This window comes from Streptomyces ipomoeae 91-03 (genome assembly GCF_000317595.1).
GTDB classification, from domain to species: domain Bacteria; phylum Actinomycetota; class Actinomycetes; order Streptomycetales; family Streptomycetaceae; genus Streptomyces; species Streptomyces ipomoeae.
Genome location: NZ_AEJC01000127.1, coordinates 1 through 16,895, shown reverse-complemented (window position 1 = coordinate 16,895; position 16,895 = coordinate 1). Strand labels below are relative to the sequence as shown.

Here is a 16,895-nt window from a genome sequence, read left to right as displayed (position 1 = left end):
CCCCATCCCCCACCGCGATGACCAACCGCCCATCCCCATCCACAGCCACGGCCTCCCCCACCACCACCCGTCCCCCGGGCATCTCCGCGCGCACCTTCCGCCCCAACGTGGCACACCCAGCCACATACATCTCCTGCAACCCACTACCGCCCGGATCGCCTCCCGCCCCCCGCCACCGCCCGTACCACTCCTCCAACGCCCGCAACACAGCCCGCAACAACGGATCCCGATCCGTACTCACGGCCCCGGCGAGCGCCAGCGACCCGGCCGTGGGTACGGGCAGCTCATCGGCCCGGAGACTCACATTGATCCCGACCCCGACGACAACCCCGTCCACCCCCGCCCGCTCCGCGAGAATCCCCCCGGCCTTCCGCTCCTCACCGTCCACAGTCACCAGCAGGTCATTGGGCCATTTGAGTGCCGTATCGACCCCGGCGGCCCGGGACAACCCGGTCGCCACGGCGACGCCGGTCAGCAGCGGCAGCCACCCCCAGCGCTCGACGGGCACGTCCCCCGGCCTGAGCAGCGCGGAGAAGAAGAGCCCGGACCGCGCCGGCGCCGTCCAGACACGGTCGAGCCGCCCACGCCCGGCGTTCTGCTCCTCGGCGACGAGCACGGCCCCTTCGGGCAGCCGATCGGCCCGCCCCACGAGCTCGGTGTTGGTGGAACCGATGACCGGCACCACGTCCAGGGAGCTCCACAGCCCGCCCTCCCGCACCAGTGCCCGGCGCAGACCGGCGGCGTTGAGCGGAGGCCGTTCCAGGTCGGACCAGCGGCTGCCGCCGGTCCTCCCGTACGGCTGACCGGTGGGCTTGTCGTTGCTGTCGGCTGAGGCATCTCGCGGCGTCATGCAACCCACCCTAGGTGTGGTAAACGCCGCACTGCCGAACCGTAGGCGCAGCACTACGCTACGGATGAGTAACCAGGTCTACTTCTGAGCACTACCAGTCAACGCTCACTGAACAACCCGCACGCATCCCCGACACGCGCCACCCACGACAAGCCCCCACATCCCCCCACACGTCACCCTCACGTCCCACTGAGCAGGCAGGGAGCCGCATCCCGATGTCCGAGCCGGAAGAGATCGACATTCACACGACCGCGGGGAAGCTCGCGGATCTGCAGCGCCGTATCCATGAGGCGACGCATGCCGGCTCCGAGCGCGCGGTGGAAAAACAACACGCCAAGGGCAAGTTGACGGCCCGTGAGCGGATCGAACTGCTTCTCGACGAGGACTCCTTCGTGGAGTTCGACGAGTTCGCCCGGCACCGCTCCACCGACTTCGGCATGGAGAAGAACCGCCCGTACGGCGACGGCGTGGTCACCGGCTACGGAACCGTCGACGGGCGCCCGGTGGCCGTCTTCTCCCAGGACTTCACGGTCCTCGGCGGCTCGCTCGGCGAAGTCTTCGGCCAAAAAATCATGAAGGCCATGGACTTCGCCCTCAAGACGGGCTGCCCCGTCATCGGCATCAACGACTCCGGCGGCGCCCGTATCCAGGAGGGCGTCATGGCCCTCGGCATGTACGGCGAGATCTTCCGCCGCAACACGCACGCGTCCGGCGTCATCCCGCAGATCAGCCTGGTCGTCGGCCCGTGCGCGGGCGGCGCGGTCTACTCCCCGGCGATCACCGACTTCACGGTCATGGTCGACCAGACCTCGCACATGTTCATCACCGGCCCCGACGTCATCAAGACGGTCACCGGCGAGGACGTCGGCTTCGAGGAACTGGGCGGCGCCCGCACGCACAACGCGACCTCGGGCGTGGCCCACCACATGGCGGGGGACGAGAAGGACGCCATCGAGTACGTCAAGCAGCTCCTGTCCTACCTCCCGTCGAACAACCTCAGCGAGCCCCCGGCGTACCCGGAACAGGCGGACCTCACCCTCACTGACGAGGACCGCGAGCTGGACACACTCGTCCCCGACAGCGCGAACCAGCCGTACGACATGCACACGATCGTCGAACACATCCTCGACGACAGTGAGTTCTTCGAGACCCAGCCCCTCTTCGCGCCCAACATCCTCACCGGCTTCGGCCGCGTCGAGGGCCACCCCGTGGGCATCGTCGCCAACCAGCCCATGCAGTTCGCGGGCTGTCTCGACATCAACGCCTCCGAGAAGGCGGCCCGCTTCGTCCGCACGTGCGACGCCTTCAACGTCCCGGTCCTGACCTTCGTGGACGTCCCGGGCTTCCTCCCCGGCGTGGGCCAGGAGCACGAGGGGATCATCCGCCGAGGCGCCAAACTGATCTACGCCTACGCGGAAGCCACCGTCCCCCTGATCACGGTCATCACCCGCAAGGCCTTCGGCGGCGCCTACGACGTCATGGGCTCCAAGCACCTCGGCGCCGACCTCAACCTCGCCTGGCCCACCGCCCAGATCGCCGTCATGGGCGCCCAGGGCGCGGTCAACATCCTCCACCGCCGCACCATCGCCGCCGCTCCCGAGGACGAACGCGAGGAGGTGCGCGCCCGTCTGATCCAGGAGTACGAGGACACCCTCCTCAACCCCTACACGGCGGCCGAACGCGGCTACATCGACGCGGTGATCATGCCCTCCGACACCCGCCGCCACATCGTCCGCGGCCTGCGCCAACTCCGCACCAAACGCGAAACCCTCCCCCCGAAGAAGCACGGCAACATCCCCCTCTAGCTCTGCTGGGAGCCGACATGACCATCAAGGTCCTACGGGGCAACCCGACCCCCGAGGAGTTGGCCGCCGCACTGGCGGTGGTCCGAGCCCGCGCCGCGGCGGCAGCCACCGAGCCGCCCGGCGCCACCGGCCCGCGCGACTCCTGGTCCGACCCGGCCCGCATCACCACGCACCGCCTGCCGGCGCCGGGCCCCACGGCGTGGAGCCGCACCTACTGGCCCACCTGACCCACCCTTGCGGGGTGGGCCGGGCACCAACTTGAGTACCCATACTCAGGCGCCTGCCCCACCCCACCCCGCACCATCGGATCCATGCTCTGGTCCGACCCCGAAAACAAACCCCCCAAAGACCTCCGAGACACCCAAGCCATGCTCCACCGCCTCGGCCTCCTCATAGCCCTGGCCATGCTCCTGGCAATGCTGGTCCTCGGAATCCTGTAACCCCGCAGCACCCGGCACGGTCATGGGAACGGCGGTCCGGCCGCAAGACGGCGGAAGGGGCCGTGCCGGTGCGTCAAGCCCGTCGCGTAGAGAAACACAGAAAGGTCCAACCCCCACACCCCGGGCCGTAGGGCACCTGGCGACGGGCTGACGCACCGGCACGGCCCCGACCCCCCAACCCACCGAAGGCGCCCCGCCCAACCGCCAGAGGCACCCCGCACCCGCGGGCGAACAGCGGCGCAGCCGCTACTCAAGGGGCGCCCGCCAGAGGCACCCCACCTGGATACCCTGACCCCATGACCCAATCCCACCCCCGTCGCCGCCTGGTACTCGCCTCGCAGTCCCCCGCCCGGCTCAACCTGCTCCGCCAGGCCGGCCTGGACCCCGAGGTGATCGTCAGCGGCGTGGACGAGGACGCCGTCACCGCCCCCACCCCCGCCGACCTGGCCCTCGCCCTCGCCGAGGCCAAGGCCTCCGTCGTCGCGGCGAAGCCAGAGGTCAAGGGCGCCATCGTCATCGGCTGCGACTCGGTGCTCGACCTCGACGGCGAGGCCCTCGGCAAACCGGCCGACGCCGAGGAGGCCACGGCCCGCTGGAAGTCGATGCGCGGTCGCGCCGGCACCCTCCAGACCGGCCACTGCGTCTGGGACACCGCGACCAACCGGCACGTATCCGCCCTCGCCTCCACGGTCGTCCACTTCGGCGACCCCACCGACGACGAGATCGCCGCATACGTGGCCTCCGGCGAACCCCTCTACGTGGCAGGCGCGTTCACGCTTGACGGCCGCTCGGCCCCGTTCATCGACGGCATCGAGGGCGACCACGGCAACGTCATCGGCATCAGCCTCCCCCTCGTACGCCGCCTACTGTCCCAACTGAACGTAGGCATCACAGAGTTGTGGCCCCCCACCCAGAAAGCCCAGAACACCTAGAGCACCGGAACGCCCAAAGCACTGAGGACACCAAAGCACCGAGAACGCCCAGGGCGCCCAGAAGCGCCTCAGGACCCCCCGGCCGCCGGGGGCGCCGGAGCAGGCTGATCCGGACCCCCCGACGAGTCCCCGCCAAGACCGCCGTCACCCCCACCCGTCGCCCCGCCCTCCGGCCCCCCAGCCACCGGCACCGCATCGGCGACCTCGTCGCGACCGTCCCGCCGGTCATACGTCATCAACGTGAGCACGACGAGCGCCAACGCGACCATCATGAACGCGAACGCCCCCCACCCCACCAGCCCAACGGTGAACGCCCCGAGCAGCCCGTGCACCACGGCGACGCTGATGAGAAGGATCCGCCCGAGCCCGGCGGCAGGCCGCCCCCGCACGGCGACAAGCAGCGCGACGAGCCCGCAGAAGGCGAAGTAGAGGCCGAAGAGGACACCGCCGGCCTTGGACCCCACCGACATCGCGTCCGGATCGAGCCCGGCCAGCGACATCTGCTGCCGATCGACGACCGTACCGAGGAACCACTGCAGCCCGGCGATCCCGAGCGCCTCCGCGAACAGCACGATCGCCGTGACCACCGCCACCGGTCTGCGGATCACCGCTCCCCACCCACTCCCATTTCCCGTCCTGCCGCACCGCGCCCGTTACTCCAGGTAGGTGTTCGAGACATCGCGAACGCTACTAACGGGTAAACCCCGGGACAAGGGTTCTCACGACAGCAAAGATTCGTTGGGCCATTAGTAGGGACTCCACAAAGAAACGAACCGGGCCGCAGCGCGGCCGCACAGAGACCTTGACCACATGAGAGGGCTAGGGTTTTCGTGTGGAGTCCTACGTGACGCGGTACGACAAGGGATTTCGCCGGTCGAGCGAGCCTCGTTTCACGCTCCGTGTGGGCAAGCTCACCATTGAGGACGGGTCGAAACGCCGTGTCGGCAGTCCCTAAACTCGGCTTGTTTCAAGGAGAGGGAGCCATCGTGCGCAAGGTGTTGATCGCCAACCGAGGCGAAATCGCTGTCCGCGTCGCCCGGGCGTGCCGGGACGCCGGGATCGCGAGCGTGGCCGTGTACGCCGATCCGGACCGGGACGCACTGCATGTGCGCGCGGCGGACGAGGCGTTCGCCCTGGGCGGTGACACTCCGGCGAGCAGCTACCTGGACATCGCCAAGGTGCTGCAGGCGGCGAAGGACTCCGGCGCGGACGCGATCCACCCGGGCTACGGCTTCCTCTCGGAGAACGCGGAGTTCGCCCAGGCGGTCCTGGACGCGGGCCTGATCTGGATCGGCCCGCCGCCGCAGGCGATCCGCGATCTGGGTGACAAGGTGGCGGCCCGTCATATCGCCCAGCGCGCCGGTGCCCCGCTGGTCGCCGGCACGCCCGACCCGGTGTCCGGTGCGGAGGAGGTCGTGGCGTTCGCCGAGGAGCACGGTCTGCCGATCGCCATCAAGGCGGCGTTCGGCGGCGGCGGACGCGGCCTGAAGGTCGCCCGCACCCTCGAAGAGGTCCCCGAGCTGTACGACTCGGCCGTGCGCGAGGCGGTCGCGGCCTTCGGCCGGGGCGAGTGCTTCGTCGAGCGCTACCTCGACAAGCCCCGCCACGTCGAGACCCAGTGCCTGGCCGACACGCACGGCAACGTGGTGGTCGTCTCCACCCGTGACTGCTCCCTCCAGCGCCGCCACCAGAAGCTGGTCGAGGAGGCCCCGGCACCGTTCCTGTCGGACGAGCAGAACGCGCAGCTGTACGCGGCCTCCAAGGCGATCCTGAAGGAAGCCGGCTACGTCGGCGCGGGCACCGTGGAGTTCCTGGTCGGCGCGGACGGCACGATCTCCTTCCTGGAGGTCAACACCCGCCTCCAGGTCGAGCACCCGGTCACCGAGGAGGTCACCGGCATCGACCTGGTCCGCGAGATGTTCCGCATCGCCGACGGCGAGGAACTGGGCTACGACGACCCGCCGCTGCGCGGCCACTCCTTCGAGTTCCGCATCAACGGCGAGGACCCGGGCCGCAACTTCCTCCCGGCCCCCGGCACGGTCACCACCTTCGCCCCGCCCACCGGCCCCGGCGTCCGCCTCGACGCCGGCGTGGAGTCCGGCTCGGTCATCGGCCCGGCGTGGGACTCCCTCCTCGCCAAACTGATCATCACCGGCGCCACCCGCCGGCAGGCCCTCCAGCGCGCCGCCCGCGCCCTGAACGAGTTCACCGTCGAAGGCATGGCCACCGCCATCCCCTTCCACCGCGCGGTCGTCACCGACCCGGCGTTCGCCCCCGAACTCACCGGCTCCACCGACCCGTTCACGGTCCACACCCGCTGGATCGAGACCGAGTTCGTCAACGAGATCAAGCCCTTCGCGGCCCCGGCCGACGCCACCGAGGCCGATGAGGAGACCGGCCGTGAGACGGTCGTCGTCGAGGTCGGCGGCAAGCGTCTGGAGGTCTCCCTGCCCGCCTCCCTCGGTATGACCCTGGCCCGTACGGGCCTCGCCGCAGGCGCCAAGCCCAAGCGCCGCGCGGCGAAGAAGTCGGGCCCGGTCGCCTCCGGCGACACCCTCGCCTCCCCCATGCAGGGCACGATCGTCAAGGTCGCCGTCGAGGAGGGCCAGGAGGTCAAGGAGGGCGACCTGGTCGTCGTCCTGGAGGCCATGAAGATGGAGCAGCCCCTCAACGCCCACCGCTCCGGCACGATCAAGGGCCTGAGCGCGGAGGTGGGCGCGTCGGTCACCTCGGGCGCCGCGATCTGCGAGATCAAGGACTGACACCACCGCCGTACGACACTGTCGAGCGCCCGGGTGAACTGGCACGACCAGCGCCCGGGCGCTCGACATTCCCGGCAACTCGGCGCTTCCGGCCCAGGGACGCGCCCCTTCAGGGGCGCGGAGCTGTGTCGATGTGCGGCTCCGCCGCGGGGGCCCGAGCAACCGACAACAAACCCGCAGCCGCCAACCGACCCCATCACCCGAGCTCTTAGGCTGAAGGCACACCCAGCGAAGAGAGCAGGTGAACACCATGGCGAGCACCACCCCGACCCAGCCCCCGGAGGGGCCACGTCCCATGCGAGCCGACGCCCGCCGCAACCGTCAGCGCCTGCTCGCCGAGGCCCGCACAACCTTCGCGGCCCAGGGAACGAACGCCTCTCTCGAAGACATCGCCCGCCGCGCAGGCGTGGGCATCGGCACCCTCTACCGCCACTTCCCCAACCGTCAGGCCCTGTTGAGCGCGGTCATCGAGGACACCGTGGGCGACCTCCTGGCCCGTGCCCGGGAACACCTGACCGCACCTCAGCCCTGCGCCGCCCTCGTCTCGTGGCTGCGCGACGTCATCACCCACTCGAGTGAATACCGAGGCCTGTCCCGCGCCCTGATGACGGTGTCGTACATCGACCCCGGCACCACGGAAGCCACGTCGGAGCTGGCCCGGTGCTGCGCCCCCCTCCGGGAGGCGGGCGCCGCCCTGCTGAGCCGTGCGCAGCACGCCGGCACCGTACGCCCCGGTGTGTCGATCGGTGATCTGCTCCAGCTCACCCACGCCATCGCGCTGGCGGCCGAGGAGACCCCGGACGACCCGGAGCTGGCCGACCGCCTGCTGACCCTGACGCTGCACGGCCTGAAGCCGTGACGCGAAGAACCGCGCGCAGGACGAACCACCGGAACGGCCCACGACGCCCGAACCCGTCGCGCCCGGCGCACTCGCCGGAGGCTACCGGCGCCGCAGGTCCGCGACCCGGGCCGCGCGTTCCCTCTCCCGGTCGCCGGCCGTCGGCGGCTGTTCCCCCAGGACCGTGGCGGTGCGCAACTGGGGCGAGGAGCCATGGACCTGGTTGCGGCGCGGCCCGGGAAGTGGCATGTCCCGGCGCGACTGGCGCGCCGGAACGGGATCGCCTCCCGTACCGCTGCCCCCCGATGCCCCGGCCACGGAGATCTGCACACCCTGATCGGCGAGGGCCTGCAACTCGGTGACCGCACGGTCGTCGTGGCCGGGTGGATCGTCGGTGACCAGCCGGGTGATCACATCGGTCGGCACCGTCTGGAACATCGTGTCGGTGCCGAGCTTGGTGTGATCGGCGAGGACGACGACCTCGGCGGCGGCCTGGACCAGCGCGCGGTCGACGGACGCCGACAGCATGTTGGACGTGGACAGGCCGCGCTCGGCAGTCAGTCCGCTCCCGGAGAGAAAGGCCTTGGAGACGCGCAGCCCCTGGAGGGACTGCTCGGCTCCGGAGCCGACCAGGGCGTAGTTGGAACCGCGCAGGGTGCCGCCGGTCATCACGACCTCCACACGGTTGGCGTGGGCCAGCGCCTGGGCCACCAGCAGGGAGTTGGTGACGACGGTCAGCCCGGGGACCCGCGCGAGCCGGCGTGCCAGCTCCTGCGTGGTGGTCCCGGCCCCGACCACGATGGCCTCGCCCTCTTCGACGAAGCCCGCGGCGAGGTCGGCGATGGCCGTCTTCTCGGCGGTCGCGAGATGAGATTTCTGCGGAAAGCCGGACTCCCGCGTGAACCCGCCCGGCAATACCGCACCGCCGTGCCGGCGGTCGAGGAGTCCTTCGGCCTCCAGAGCGCGCACGTCCCGCCGTACGGTCACTTCGGAGGTCTGGACGACGCGGGCGAGCTCACGGAGCGACACGGCTCCATTGGCTCGCACCATTTCGAGGATCAATTGGCGACGTTCTGCAGCGAACACGAAACTGACAGTAACGCCAACGACCGTCTGCTTTCAGCAGTTTGCGCCGAATAACAGAAGTTGTTCGCACGGTAGGGCGAGAAGTGATATAGGGCCCTTCTATGACGCAACGAGCCGATAGGAGCCCATACGACGTCACACCCGCGCTCTCGCGAACCCCTCGGAGCCCTCGGAGCCCTCGGAGCCGGAGCCCTGGGAACCCTCGGATCGGCCCTCTCAGACGCCGCCGGACTTGCGCGTGTGCAGCTGTCGCGCGACTTCGGCGATCGAGCCCGACAGGGACGGGTACACGGTGAAGGCGTTCGCGATCTGTTCGACGGTCAGGTTGTTGTCGACCGCGATCGAGATGGGGTGGATGAGTTCCGAGGCGCGCGGGGAGACCACGACGCCACCCACCACGATGCCGGTGCCCGGCCGGCAGAAGATCTTGACGAAGCCGTCCCGGATGCCCTGCATCTTGGCGCGCGGGTTGCGCAGCAGCGGCAGCTTCACCCCGACGGCCTCGATGACACCGGCGTCGAGGTCGGCCTGGGTGTAGCCGACGGTGGCGATCTCGGGGTCGGTGAAGACGTTGGAGGAGACGGTCTTGAGGTTCAGCGGGGCCACGGCGTCGCCGAGGAAGTGGTACATGGCGATACGGCCCTGCATGGCGGCCACGGAGGCGAGGGCGAACACACCGGTCACGTCACCGGCGGCGTACACGCCGGGAGCCGTGGTCCGGGAGACCTTGTCGGTCCAGATGTGCCCGGAGTCCTTGAGCTTGACCCCGGCCCCCTCCAGCCCCATGCCCGCGCTGTTGGGGATGGCGCCGACGGCCATCAGGCAGTGCGTGCCGGTGATGACGCGTCCGTCGGCGAGCGTGACCTCGACCCGGTCTCCCACCCGTTTGGCGGACTGGGCCCGGGACCGCGCCATGACGTTCATGCCGCGCCGCCGGAACACGTCTTCGAGGACGGCGGCGGCGTCCGGGTCCTCACCCGGCAGCACGCGATCACGGCTGGACACGAGCGTGACACGCGATCCGAGCGCCTGATAGGCACCGGCGAACTCGGCACCGGTCACACCCGACCCGACCACGATCAGCTCTTCCGGCAGCTCGTCGAGGTCGTACACCTGCGTCCAGTTGAGGATCCGCTCCCCGTCGGGCTGCGCGTCGGGCAGCTCACGTGGGTGGCCACCGGTGGCGATGAGCACGGCGTCGGCGGTCAGGGTCTCCTCGGACCCGTCCGCCGCGCGGACGACCACCTTCCGCGACCCGTCCAGATCCTGCTGGCCCTCCAGCCGCCCGCGCCCGCGCATGACCCGTGCGCCGGCGCGTGTCACGGACGCCGTGATGTCGTGCGACTGCGCCAGCGCGAGCCGCTTCACACGCCGGTTGACCTTGCCGAGGTCGACGCCCACGACCCGCGCGGCCTGCTCCAGGGGCGGGGTGTCGTCGGCGACGACGATCCCCAGCTCCTCGTAGGAGGAATCGAAGGTGGTCATCACCTCTGCGGTCGCGATGAGAGTCTTCGACGGCACGCAGTCGGTCAGCACCGACGCCCCGCCCAGACCGTCGCAGTCCACGACGGTCACCTCAGCCCCCAGCTGCGCGGCCACCAGCGCCGCTTCATAGCCGCCGGGCCCACCACCGATGATCACGATCCGAGTCACGTACTCCATTGTCCCGTACGGGAGGGCGGTGCTACTGCGCCGGGGGTACACGGCACCCCTGAAAGGGGCACGCGGCTGCGACATACGCGGCTCCGCCGCGTGGGAGCGAGCAGCCACGGCACACCCGCAGCCGCCACACCACACTCCCCACCACGCCATCAGGCACCCGGCGCCACGCACCCCCCTCCCGTAATCTCTCCCCATGTCGCTCTACGCCGCGTACGCCGCCAATCTCGACGCCCGGCTCATGTCCCGCCGCGCACCCCATTCCCCGCTGCGCGCGACCGGCTGGCTGAACGACTGGCGGCTGACCTTCGGCGGCGAACACATGGGCTGGGAGGGCGCGCTCGCCACGGTCGTCGAAGCCCCCGGCTCCCAGGTCTTCGTGGCGCTGTACGACATCGCCCCCATGGACGAGGAGGCGCTGGACCGCTGGGTGGGCACAGGCCTCGACATCTACCGCCGGACGCGGGTCCGCGCGCACACCCTCGACGGCGAGGAACCGGCCTGGGCCTACGTCCTCAACGGCTACGAGGGCGGCCTCCCCTCGGCCCGCTACCTGGGCGAGATCGCCGACGCCGCCGAGTCGGCGGGAGCACCGCACGACTACGTGATGGAGCTCCGCAAGCGGCCGTGCTGACGCCGCGCGACGGGTCGAGGTGTGCGGCGACGGGGACGTGCTCGTCACCGAGGACCGACTTCACGGCCCGCCCCCGCCCCCGTTTGTCGGAAACGACCAGACAACGATCCCGATCCCGTGAGGCTTGACATCTACGCGCGTAGGCCGAGACCGGATACTCTCATCGCGTGAACGCTTCTCTTCTTCCGGACGACATCCAGGGCGACCCGTACGCCGCCGCCGACACAGCCGCCGCGCGCCTGCGGGAGCTCACGGGCGCCGAGACCCACGACGTCGCCCTCGTGATGGGCTCCGGCTGGGCCCCGGCCGTGGACGCGCTCGGCGCCCCCGAGGCCGAGTTCCAGGTCACCGAGCTGCCCGGTTTCCCGCCGCCGGCGGTCGAGGGCCACGGCGGCAAGATCCGCTCGTACAAGATCGGTGACAAGCGCGCGCTCGTCTTCCTGGGCCGCACCCACTACTACGAGGGCCGCGATGTCGCCGCCGTCGCGCACGGCGTCCGTACGGCCGTCGCCGCCGGCGTCAAGACGATCGTCCTCACCAACGGCTGCGGTGGGCTGCGCGAGGGCATGCGTCCCGGGCAGCCGGTGCTGATCAGCGACCATCTGAACCTGACGGCCACGTCGCCGATCGTCGGCGCGAACTTCGTCGACCTCACCGATCTCTACTCGCCGCGTCTGCGGGCGCTGTGCAAGGAGATCGACCCCTCCCTCGAGGAGGGTGTGTACGCGCAGTTCACCGGGCCGCACTACGAGACGCCGGCGGAGATCCGGATGGCCCGTGTCATCGGTGCGGATCTGGTGGGCATGTCGACGGTTCTGGAGGCCATCGCCGCGCGTGAGGCGGGGGCCGAGGTGCTGGGGATCTCCCTGGTCACCAATCTCGCCGCCGGTATGACGGGTGAGCCGCTGAACCACGAAGAGGTCCTCCAGGCCGGCCGCGACTCCGCGACCCGCATGGGCGAGCTGCTGACGCAGGTCCTGAACCGTCTGTAGGCGCCCCCGCCGCCCTTGCCCTTCCCGTCCCAGGGGCGGCGCCCCTTCGACCCCGCTCCTGGGGGCTGCGCCCCGGGGCCCCCGCTGGGGGTGATGGGGTGTCTGCGGTGAGATGGGTACGTGCGGGTTGTGGTGGGTTGCTCGCGCGGTTCCCCGCGCCTCTGAAGGCCTGGGGGCACCCCCTTGCAACCCGCAGCCGCCCCGAACCCGAACGCCCCGAGCTCATAGGCGCCCGGCCCACTCCCACCGGCACACGAACCAAGAGAGGTTGGACCCCAACGTGCAGGACGAACTCATCGCGCGGGCCAAGGCGTGGCTGGCCGAGGACCCCGACGCGGACACCCGCGCGGAACTCGCGAAACTGATCGACGCCGGGGACACCGCGGAGCTCACCGCACGCTTCAGCGGCACCCTCCAGTTCGGCACCGCCGGTCTCCGGGGGGAACTCGGCGCCGGTCCGATGCGGATGAACCGCTCGGTGGTCATCCGCGCCGCGGCCGGTCTCGCCGCGTACCTGGCCAAGCAGGGTCACGGCGGCGGCCTCGTCGTCATCGGCTACGACGCCCGCCACAAGTCCGCCGACTTCGCCCTCGACACGGCGGCGGTCATGACCGGCGCCGGCCTGCGCGCGGCCGTCCTCCCCCGCCCGCTGCCGACCCCGGTGCTGGCCTTCGCCATAAGGCACCTCGGCGCGGTGGCCGGCGTGGAGGTCACCGCCAGCCACAACCCGCCCCGCGACAACGGCTACAAGGTCTACCTGGGCGACGGTTCACAGATCGTCCCCCCGGCCGACGCCGAGATCGCGGCCGAGATCGACGCCGTACGGTCCCTCGACGACGTACCCCGCCCGACGTCCGGCTGGGAGACCCTCGACGACACCGTCCTCGACGCCTATCTCGCCCGTACGGACGCCGTCCTCGCCGACGGCTCCCCCCGTACCGCCCGCACGGTGTACACGGCCATGCACGGCGTCGGCAAGGACACCCTCCTCGCGGCCTTCGCCCGAGCCGGTTTCCCCACGCCCGTCCTCGTCGCCGAGCAGGCCGACCCTGATCCGGACTTCCCGACCGTCGCCTTCCCCAACCCGGAAGAGCCGGGCGCCATGGACCTCGCCTTCGCGAAGGCCCGCGAGACCGACCCCGACCTGGTCATCGCCAACGACCCGGACGCCGACCGCTGTGCCGTGGCCGTCGAGGACGGCGCCGACTGGCGCATGCTGCGCGGCGACGAGGTCGGCGCGCTCCTCGCGACCCATCTGGTGAGGCGTGGGGCCCGCGGCACCTTCGCCGAGTCGATCGTCTCGTCCTCCCTCCTGGGCCGTATCGCCGAGAAGGCCGGCCTCGCCTACGAGGAGACCCTCACCGGCTTCAAGTGGATCGCCCGCGTCGACGGTCTGCGCTACGGCTACGAGGAGGCCCTCGGCTACTGCGTCGACCCCGAGGGCGTACGGGACAAGGACGGCATCACCGCGGCCCTGGCCATCACCGAACTGGCCTCGCAGCTGAAGGAGGAGGGCCGTACCCTCCTCGACCTCCTGGACGACATCGCCGTCGAGCACGGTCTGCACGCCACCGACCAGCTCTCGGTCCGCGTCCAGGACCTGTCGCTCATCGCCCGCGCCATGGAACGGCTCCGTGAGCAGCCCCCGACCGCCCTGGCCGGTCTCACCATCACCAAGGCCGAGGACCTCACCCGGGGCACCGACAAGCTCCCGCCCACCGACGGCCTGCGCTACACCCTCGACGGCGCCCGCGTCATCGTCCGCCCCAGCGGCACCGAGCCCAAGCTCAAGTGCTATCTGGAGGTCGTCGTCCCGGTCCCCGCCCACGCCGACCTCCCCGAGGCCCGCGCGAAGGCGACGGCCCTGCTGGCGAGGATCAAGCAGGACCTGTCGGCGGCGGCAGGCATCTGAACCGAAGGGGAATCCGACACCCCCCGCGACACCAGGAAGCCCCGACCGAACCCCGGCCGGGGCTTCCCCCATCGTCCTGGGCCTCGGCTACGGCACCAGCACCAGCGCCGCCACCCACACCAAGGCCAGCACCACACCCAGCGGCCACAACGCCCGGCCCCGTTCGTGTTCGCCGCTCGCCTCGGTGGGCCGGAGGTCGGGGTTCTTCCACATGGCGGTGAGTTCGGCGGCGACCCTCTCGTACGGGTGGATCAGTCCGAGCCGCCGCTCCAGCCGGGCCCACCTCGGCGCGTACATGGTCCACGCCCCGCTGAACCGTGCCCGGCGGCTGTCCACCTTCAGCTCGGCGCCCTCGCACTTGACGGTCATGAGGTGGTCCCAGGCGATGTGCCGGGTCCTGAGCGTGCCGTTGAGCCAGAGGCCGTCCCGGTCGGCGGTGATACGCCAGGCGGCCATGCCGGGCAGCATGAGCGCGCCGACGAGCCCGATGACGGCGCCCGGGATGTAGCGCCAGCCCCCGCCCTCGCCGAGCACCAGCACGGCCGCCCACACCATCCCCAGCAGGCAGACGGCCCAGTCCAGCCAGCCGGCCCGCCAGCGCCGTACGGCACCCGAGCCCAGCCGCTCGGCCGTCATGGCGGCAGCGGCCGCACGCCGGTCCGCGAAAGCCGCGGCCCGCCGTGCCCGAGCCTTCTCCGCACGGATCCGCAGCCGCACGGCCCGCTCGGACAGCGCCCGCACCGGCCCGATCGAGGACTCCACGACGATCTCCTCGTCCGTCGAGTCCCCGTCCTCGTCCGTACCGCCCGGCTGCTCCGCGTCCTCGGGCGCGCTGACGATCACGATCTCGCCGCCGTCGTACGGGGCCCCGTACAGCACGGCCTCCCGCAGCGGCCCGGGCTGCTCGTCGTTCTCGATCGAGTCGAGCAACGCGTCCATCTCCTCCGCCCTGACCCGACGCGCCTCCTCGTCCTCATCCTCGTCCTCGTCGGCGTACCACTCCTCGACGGAGACGGTGAACAGGGGCCGCAGCGCGGCGATGTCATCGGCGGCGAAGACCTCGACGTCACCGTTGGCGCCGTCCCGCATGAGGACCCGCAGCACAGGCACGGGGGCGCCCCGCAGCGCGGCGGCCCGGCGTCGCCCGAGCCACCCGGCGAGCAGCGACGTCAGGCCCCAGCCGACCACGAACCAGCCGAGGAGCGTCGCCTCCTGCCGGTCCACACCGGTCTCCGACCCGGACACGAGGAAGACGAACACGGCTCCGAGAACGACGAGCCCGATCCCCAGCGCGATGAGGAACCGTCCGCGCCGCAGCGGCCCGACCCCGTCCGGCACCCTCGCCGTCACACCCCCGGCGGCGCCCACGGCCCATCGCCGCTGCATCCGTCCCGCGCTCAGCCGGAACTCGACCACCGCCCAGGTGGCGTTGATGGCGAGGAAGCCCACGACGACCGCCGGGTCGTGCATGCCGCCGTACCAGGCGAGGAGGAAGGTCAGCAGGGGCGCGGATATCCGTACGATCTCGGGGCGTACGAGCATCCACATCAGTTGCAGGGGGACGAGCGCGGCGACGGCGGGAGGCACATTCCTGGAGTCGGCCAGCCAGAAGCCGGCGATCAGGCCGACCAGGGCCACGGCGATCAGCGGCAGGGTCCGCGTCCGCACCGGCACCCACGCCGGAGCCTGCGCCCCCGTCCACAGCCGTACGTGCTCCCCGCTCCAGGCGGGGCAGCCCTCGGGTACGGCGGACTCGGGCAGCCGTCGCAGGGGCCGCCCCGGGGACTCGAGATTCGTGCTCATCACTACCTAGACACTCGGACCGTCACTGTTGTTGTCGCTCGCACGACCGTACGGCCCGGACCCAGGAACCTCTCACCCCCGGCGATGCTCAGCCGAGCAGTACCAGAACCACCAACAACACGGCCCCGGCCGCCGCCGGCCCCATGACCTCCCAGGCCCACCGCACACTGGGCTCCCCCTGGGACCCCGCCGCCTTGGCCCGCGCCTCGCACAACACCCGCAGGTCAGCCATGATCTGATCGGTCTCGGCCCGCACGGGCTGCTCCACCAAGGACGTACGACCGCTGCTGTCGCCCTGGGCCGCAGCCCGCCCAGCCTCCCGGGCCTGCCGCCGAGCGGCCTTCTTCCGGGCCCGCAACGAAACGGGAATGGCCCACAGCTGGTACTTGGTCCCGCTCTGGTCGACGACCTCGTTGGTGTACCCCGACCGCAGCGACACCACGGCGGCCCAGGGCAGCTCGATCACCCGAAGCGGATTACGAACCCGCAGCCGATCATCATTGGCGAACACAGCGGGCCGCACCGAGAACGCGGCCACCAACGGCACCCCGAACAACAACGCCGCGAGCGCCAGCCAGGGCGTACGCCCGTCCCCGGACACCACGGCGTCCCCACCGAGCCACCCGAAGAGGCCGAGCAGCAGCACGCCCCCCACCAGTCCGGCAGGCGACCGATACGCCCGGTCCTTGTACACAGGCTTGGCAGGCGCCGCCGCCTGCCCCTTCGAGGGCGCCGAGGCGGACTGAACCTTCGGGGTCACCGAAGACGCCGACGTCGATGCCGCCGACCGCTTCCGATCCACCGACGCGGACTCCGACTCGGGCGACGCTTGCTCCGGGCTGGTCATACCCCCGATTCTGCCCGACCCGAAAACCAAGCGAGGGGCTGGGCCGGGGCGAGCCGCACCTCGACGCACACAGGTTGCCACCACACCTCTACGAAGGGCACCCGGCACGGCTGCCGACCGGGCACAGGCTGCACAACCCGACGCCACGAGACGCCGCCGCGCCACCCCTCCCCCATCTCGACTTCGCTCGAGTGGGAGGGGCCCCATGAGCGGGAGGCATCCCATCGCCCTGGCGGCACGATTGCCCGCAGCTGGGACAGCAACACGACAGCACGGCTGCCCACACCCGGCACGGTCATGGGAACGGCGGTCCGGCCGCAAGACGGCGGAAGGGG

Annotated in this window: 15 protein-coding genes; 9 read left to right on the top strand and 6 right to left on the bottom strand. The window is 71.0% G+C overall.

What is annotated here, in order from left to right; genetic code table 11:
* A partial coding sequence (locus STRIP9103_RS08605; RefSeq protein ID WP_009303881.1) for a biotin--[acetyl-CoA-carboxylase] ligase occupies nt 1-850 on the bottom strand: 850 nt, incomplete at its 3' end.
* A 215-nt stretch (nt 851-1,065) separates the two neighbouring features.
* Between STRIP9103_RS08605 and STRIP9103_RS08600 the strand changes: the two genes are divergently transcribed.
* The 4 genes from STRIP9103_RS08600 (at nt 1,066) to STRIP9103_RS08590 (ending at nt 4,027) form a co-directional block, all read left to right on the top strand.
* Nucleotides 1,066-2,655 carry an acyl-CoA carboxylase subunit beta gene (locus STRIP9103_RS08600; RefSeq protein WP_009303895.1) on the top strand — a complete coding sequence of 530 codons (1,590 nt, stop codon included), beginning with the start codon at nt 1,066-1,068 and terminating at the stop codon, nt 2,653-2,655.
* Nucleotides 2,656-2,672: 17 nt separating this feature from the next.
* Nucleotides 2,673-2,882, top strand: a complete 210-nt coding sequence (locus tag STRIP9103_RS08595; RefSeq protein WP_009303890.1) for an acyl-CoA carboxylase epsilon subunit — start codon at nt 2,673-2,675, stop codon at nt 2,880-2,882.
* A gap of 84 nt (nt 2,883-2,966) precedes the next feature.
* On the top strand, nt 2,967-3,095 hold the full coding sequence (gene mmpB, locus STRIP9103_RS53420) for a morphogenic membrane protein MmpB (protein ID WP_009303889.1): 129 nt from the start codon (nt 2,967-2,969) through the stop codon (nt 3,093-3,095).
* 296 nt (nt 3,096-3,391) lie between these two features.
* Entirely contained in the window at nt 3,392-4,027 is a 636-nt protein-coding gene (locus STRIP9103_RS08590) for a Maf family protein (protein ID WP_009303884.1), read from the top strand.
* Nucleotides 4,028-4,095: 68 nt separating this feature from the next.
* Here the strand turns inward: STRIP9103_RS08590 and STRIP9103_RS08585 are convergent, their stop codons facing one another.
* The gene (locus STRIP9103_RS08585; RefSeq protein WP_009303899.1) at nt 4,096-4,635 is read right to left on the bottom strand and encodes a hypothetical protein; all 540 of its coding nucleotides are present in this window, start codon (nt 4,633-4,635) and stop codon (nt 4,096-4,098) included.
* Between the two features lie 378 nt (nt 4,636-5,013).
* Here STRIP9103_RS08585 and STRIP9103_RS08580 point away from each other — a divergent pair, with 378 nt between their 5' ends.
* Together STRIP9103_RS08580 and STRIP9103_RS08575 are read left to right on the top strand one after the other, a co-directional pair.
* Nucleotides 5,014-6,789: an acetyl/propionyl/methylcrotonyl-CoA carboxylase subunit alpha gene (locus STRIP9103_RS08580; RefSeq protein ID WP_009303901.1), complete on the top strand. Its 1,776-nt coding sequence runs from the start codon at nt 5,014-5,016 to the stop codon at nt 6,787-6,789.
* A gap of 295 nt (nt 6,790-7,084) precedes the next feature.
* Nucleotides 7,085-7,648, top strand: a complete 564-nt coding sequence (locus STRIP9103_RS08575; protein ID WP_009303897.1) for a TetR/AcrR family transcriptional regulator — start codon at nt 7,085-7,087, stop codon at nt 7,646-7,648.
* An 81-nt stretch (nt 7,649-7,729) separates the two neighbouring features.
* On the opposite strand, the gene STRIP9103_RS08570 is transcribed toward STRIP9103_RS08575, so the two are convergent.
* Both STRIP9103_RS08570 and STRIP9103_RS08565 read right to left on the bottom strand, forming a co-directional pair.
* The gene (locus tag STRIP9103_RS08570) at nt 7,730-8,677 is read right to left on the bottom strand and encodes a DeoR/GlpR family DNA-binding transcription regulator (RefSeq protein WP_048819938.1); all 948 of its coding nucleotides are present in this window, start codon (nt 8,675-8,677) and stop codon (nt 7,730-7,732) included.
* A 252-nt stretch (nt 8,678-8,929) separates the two neighbouring features.
* Nucleotides 8,930-10,375 carry an NAD(P)H-quinone dehydrogenase gene (locus tag STRIP9103_RS08565; protein ID WP_048819937.1) on the bottom strand — a complete coding sequence of 482 codons (1,446 nt, stop codon included), beginning with the start codon at nt 10,373-10,375 and terminating at the stop codon, nt 8,930-8,932.
* Between the two features lie 193 nt (nt 10,376-10,568).
* Between STRIP9103_RS08565 and STRIP9103_RS08560 the strand changes: the two genes are divergently transcribed.
* From STRIP9103_RS08560 to STRIP9103_RS08550, 3 genes are all read left to right on the top strand, one after another.
* Nucleotides 10,569-11,006, top strand: a complete 438-nt coding sequence (locus tag STRIP9103_RS08560) for a gamma-glutamylcyclotransferase (RefSeq protein WP_009303891.1) — start codon at nt 10,569-10,571, stop codon at nt 11,004-11,006.
* Between the two features lie 167 nt (nt 11,007-11,173).
* Nucleotides 11,174-11,998 (top strand): purine-nucleoside phosphorylase, encoded by an 825-nt coding sequence (locus STRIP9103_RS08555; RefSeq protein ID WP_009303902.1) that lies wholly within the window; start codon nt 11,174-11,176, stop codon nt 11,996-11,998.
* A 280-nt stretch (nt 11,999-12,278) separates the two neighbouring features.
* Nucleotides 12,279-13,910, top strand: coding sequence for a phospho-sugar mutase (locus tag STRIP9103_RS08550; protein ID WP_009303893.1), 1,632 nt, complete (start codon nt 12,279-12,281; stop codon nt 13,908-13,910).
* An 87-nt stretch (nt 13,911-13,997) separates the two neighbouring features.
* Here the strand turns inward: STRIP9103_RS08550 and STRIP9103_RS08545 are convergent, their stop codons facing one another.
* On the bottom strand, nt 13,998-15,713 hold the full coding sequence (locus STRIP9103_RS08545) for a hypothetical protein (protein ID WP_048819936.1): 1,716 nt from the start codon (nt 15,711-15,713) through the stop codon (nt 13,998-14,000).
* Between the two features lie 88 nt (nt 15,714-15,801).
* The gene (locus STRIP9103_RS08540; RefSeq protein ID WP_009303883.1) at nt 15,802-16,560 is read right to left on the bottom strand and encodes a PH domain-containing protein; all 759 of its coding nucleotides are present in this window, start codon (nt 16,558-16,560) and stop codon (nt 15,802-15,804) included.
* Nucleotides 16,561-16,895: the final 335 nt, after the last annotated feature.

Coding starts and splice junctions, on each gene's coding strand:
- STRIP9103_RS08590 (WP_009303884.1), top strand. CDS start 3,392: ATGACCCAATCCCACCCCCGTCGCCGCCTGGTACTCGCCTCGCAGTCC.
- STRIP9103_RS08600 (WP_009303895.1), top strand. CDS start 1,066: ATGTCCGAGCCGGAAGAGATCGACATTCACACGACCGCGGGGAAGCTC.
- STRIP9103_RS08565 (WP_048819937.1), bottom strand. CDS start 10,375: ATGGAGTACGTGACTCGGATCGTGATCATCGGTGGTGGGCCCGGCGGC.
- STRIP9103_RS08560 (WP_009303891.1), top strand. CDS start 10,569: ATGTCGCTCTACGCCGCGTACGCCGCCAATCTCGACGCCCGGCTCATG.
- STRIP9103_RS08575 (WP_009303897.1), top strand. CDS start 7,085: ATGCGAGCCGACGCCCGCCGCAACCGTCAGCGCCTGCTCGCCGAGGCC.
- STRIP9103_RS08545 (WP_048819936.1), bottom strand. CDS start 15,713: ATGAGCACGAATCTCGAGTCCCCGGGGCGGCCCCTGCGACGGCTGCCC.
- STRIP9103_RS08540 (WP_009303883.1), bottom strand. CDS start 16,560: ATGACCAGCCCGGAGCAAGCGTCGCCCGAGTCGGAGTCCGCGTCGGTG.
- mmpB (WP_009303889.1), top strand. CDS start 2,967: ATGCTCTGGTCCGACCCCGAAAACAAACCCCCCAAAGACCTCCGAGAC.
- STRIP9103_RS08595 (WP_009303890.1), top strand. CDS start 2,673: ATGACCATCAAGGTCCTACGGGGCAACCCGACCCCCGAGGAGTTGGCC.
- STRIP9103_RS08570 (WP_048819938.1), bottom strand. CDS start 8,677: ATGGTGCGAGCCAATGGAGCCGTGTCGCTCCGTGAGCTCGCCCGCGTC.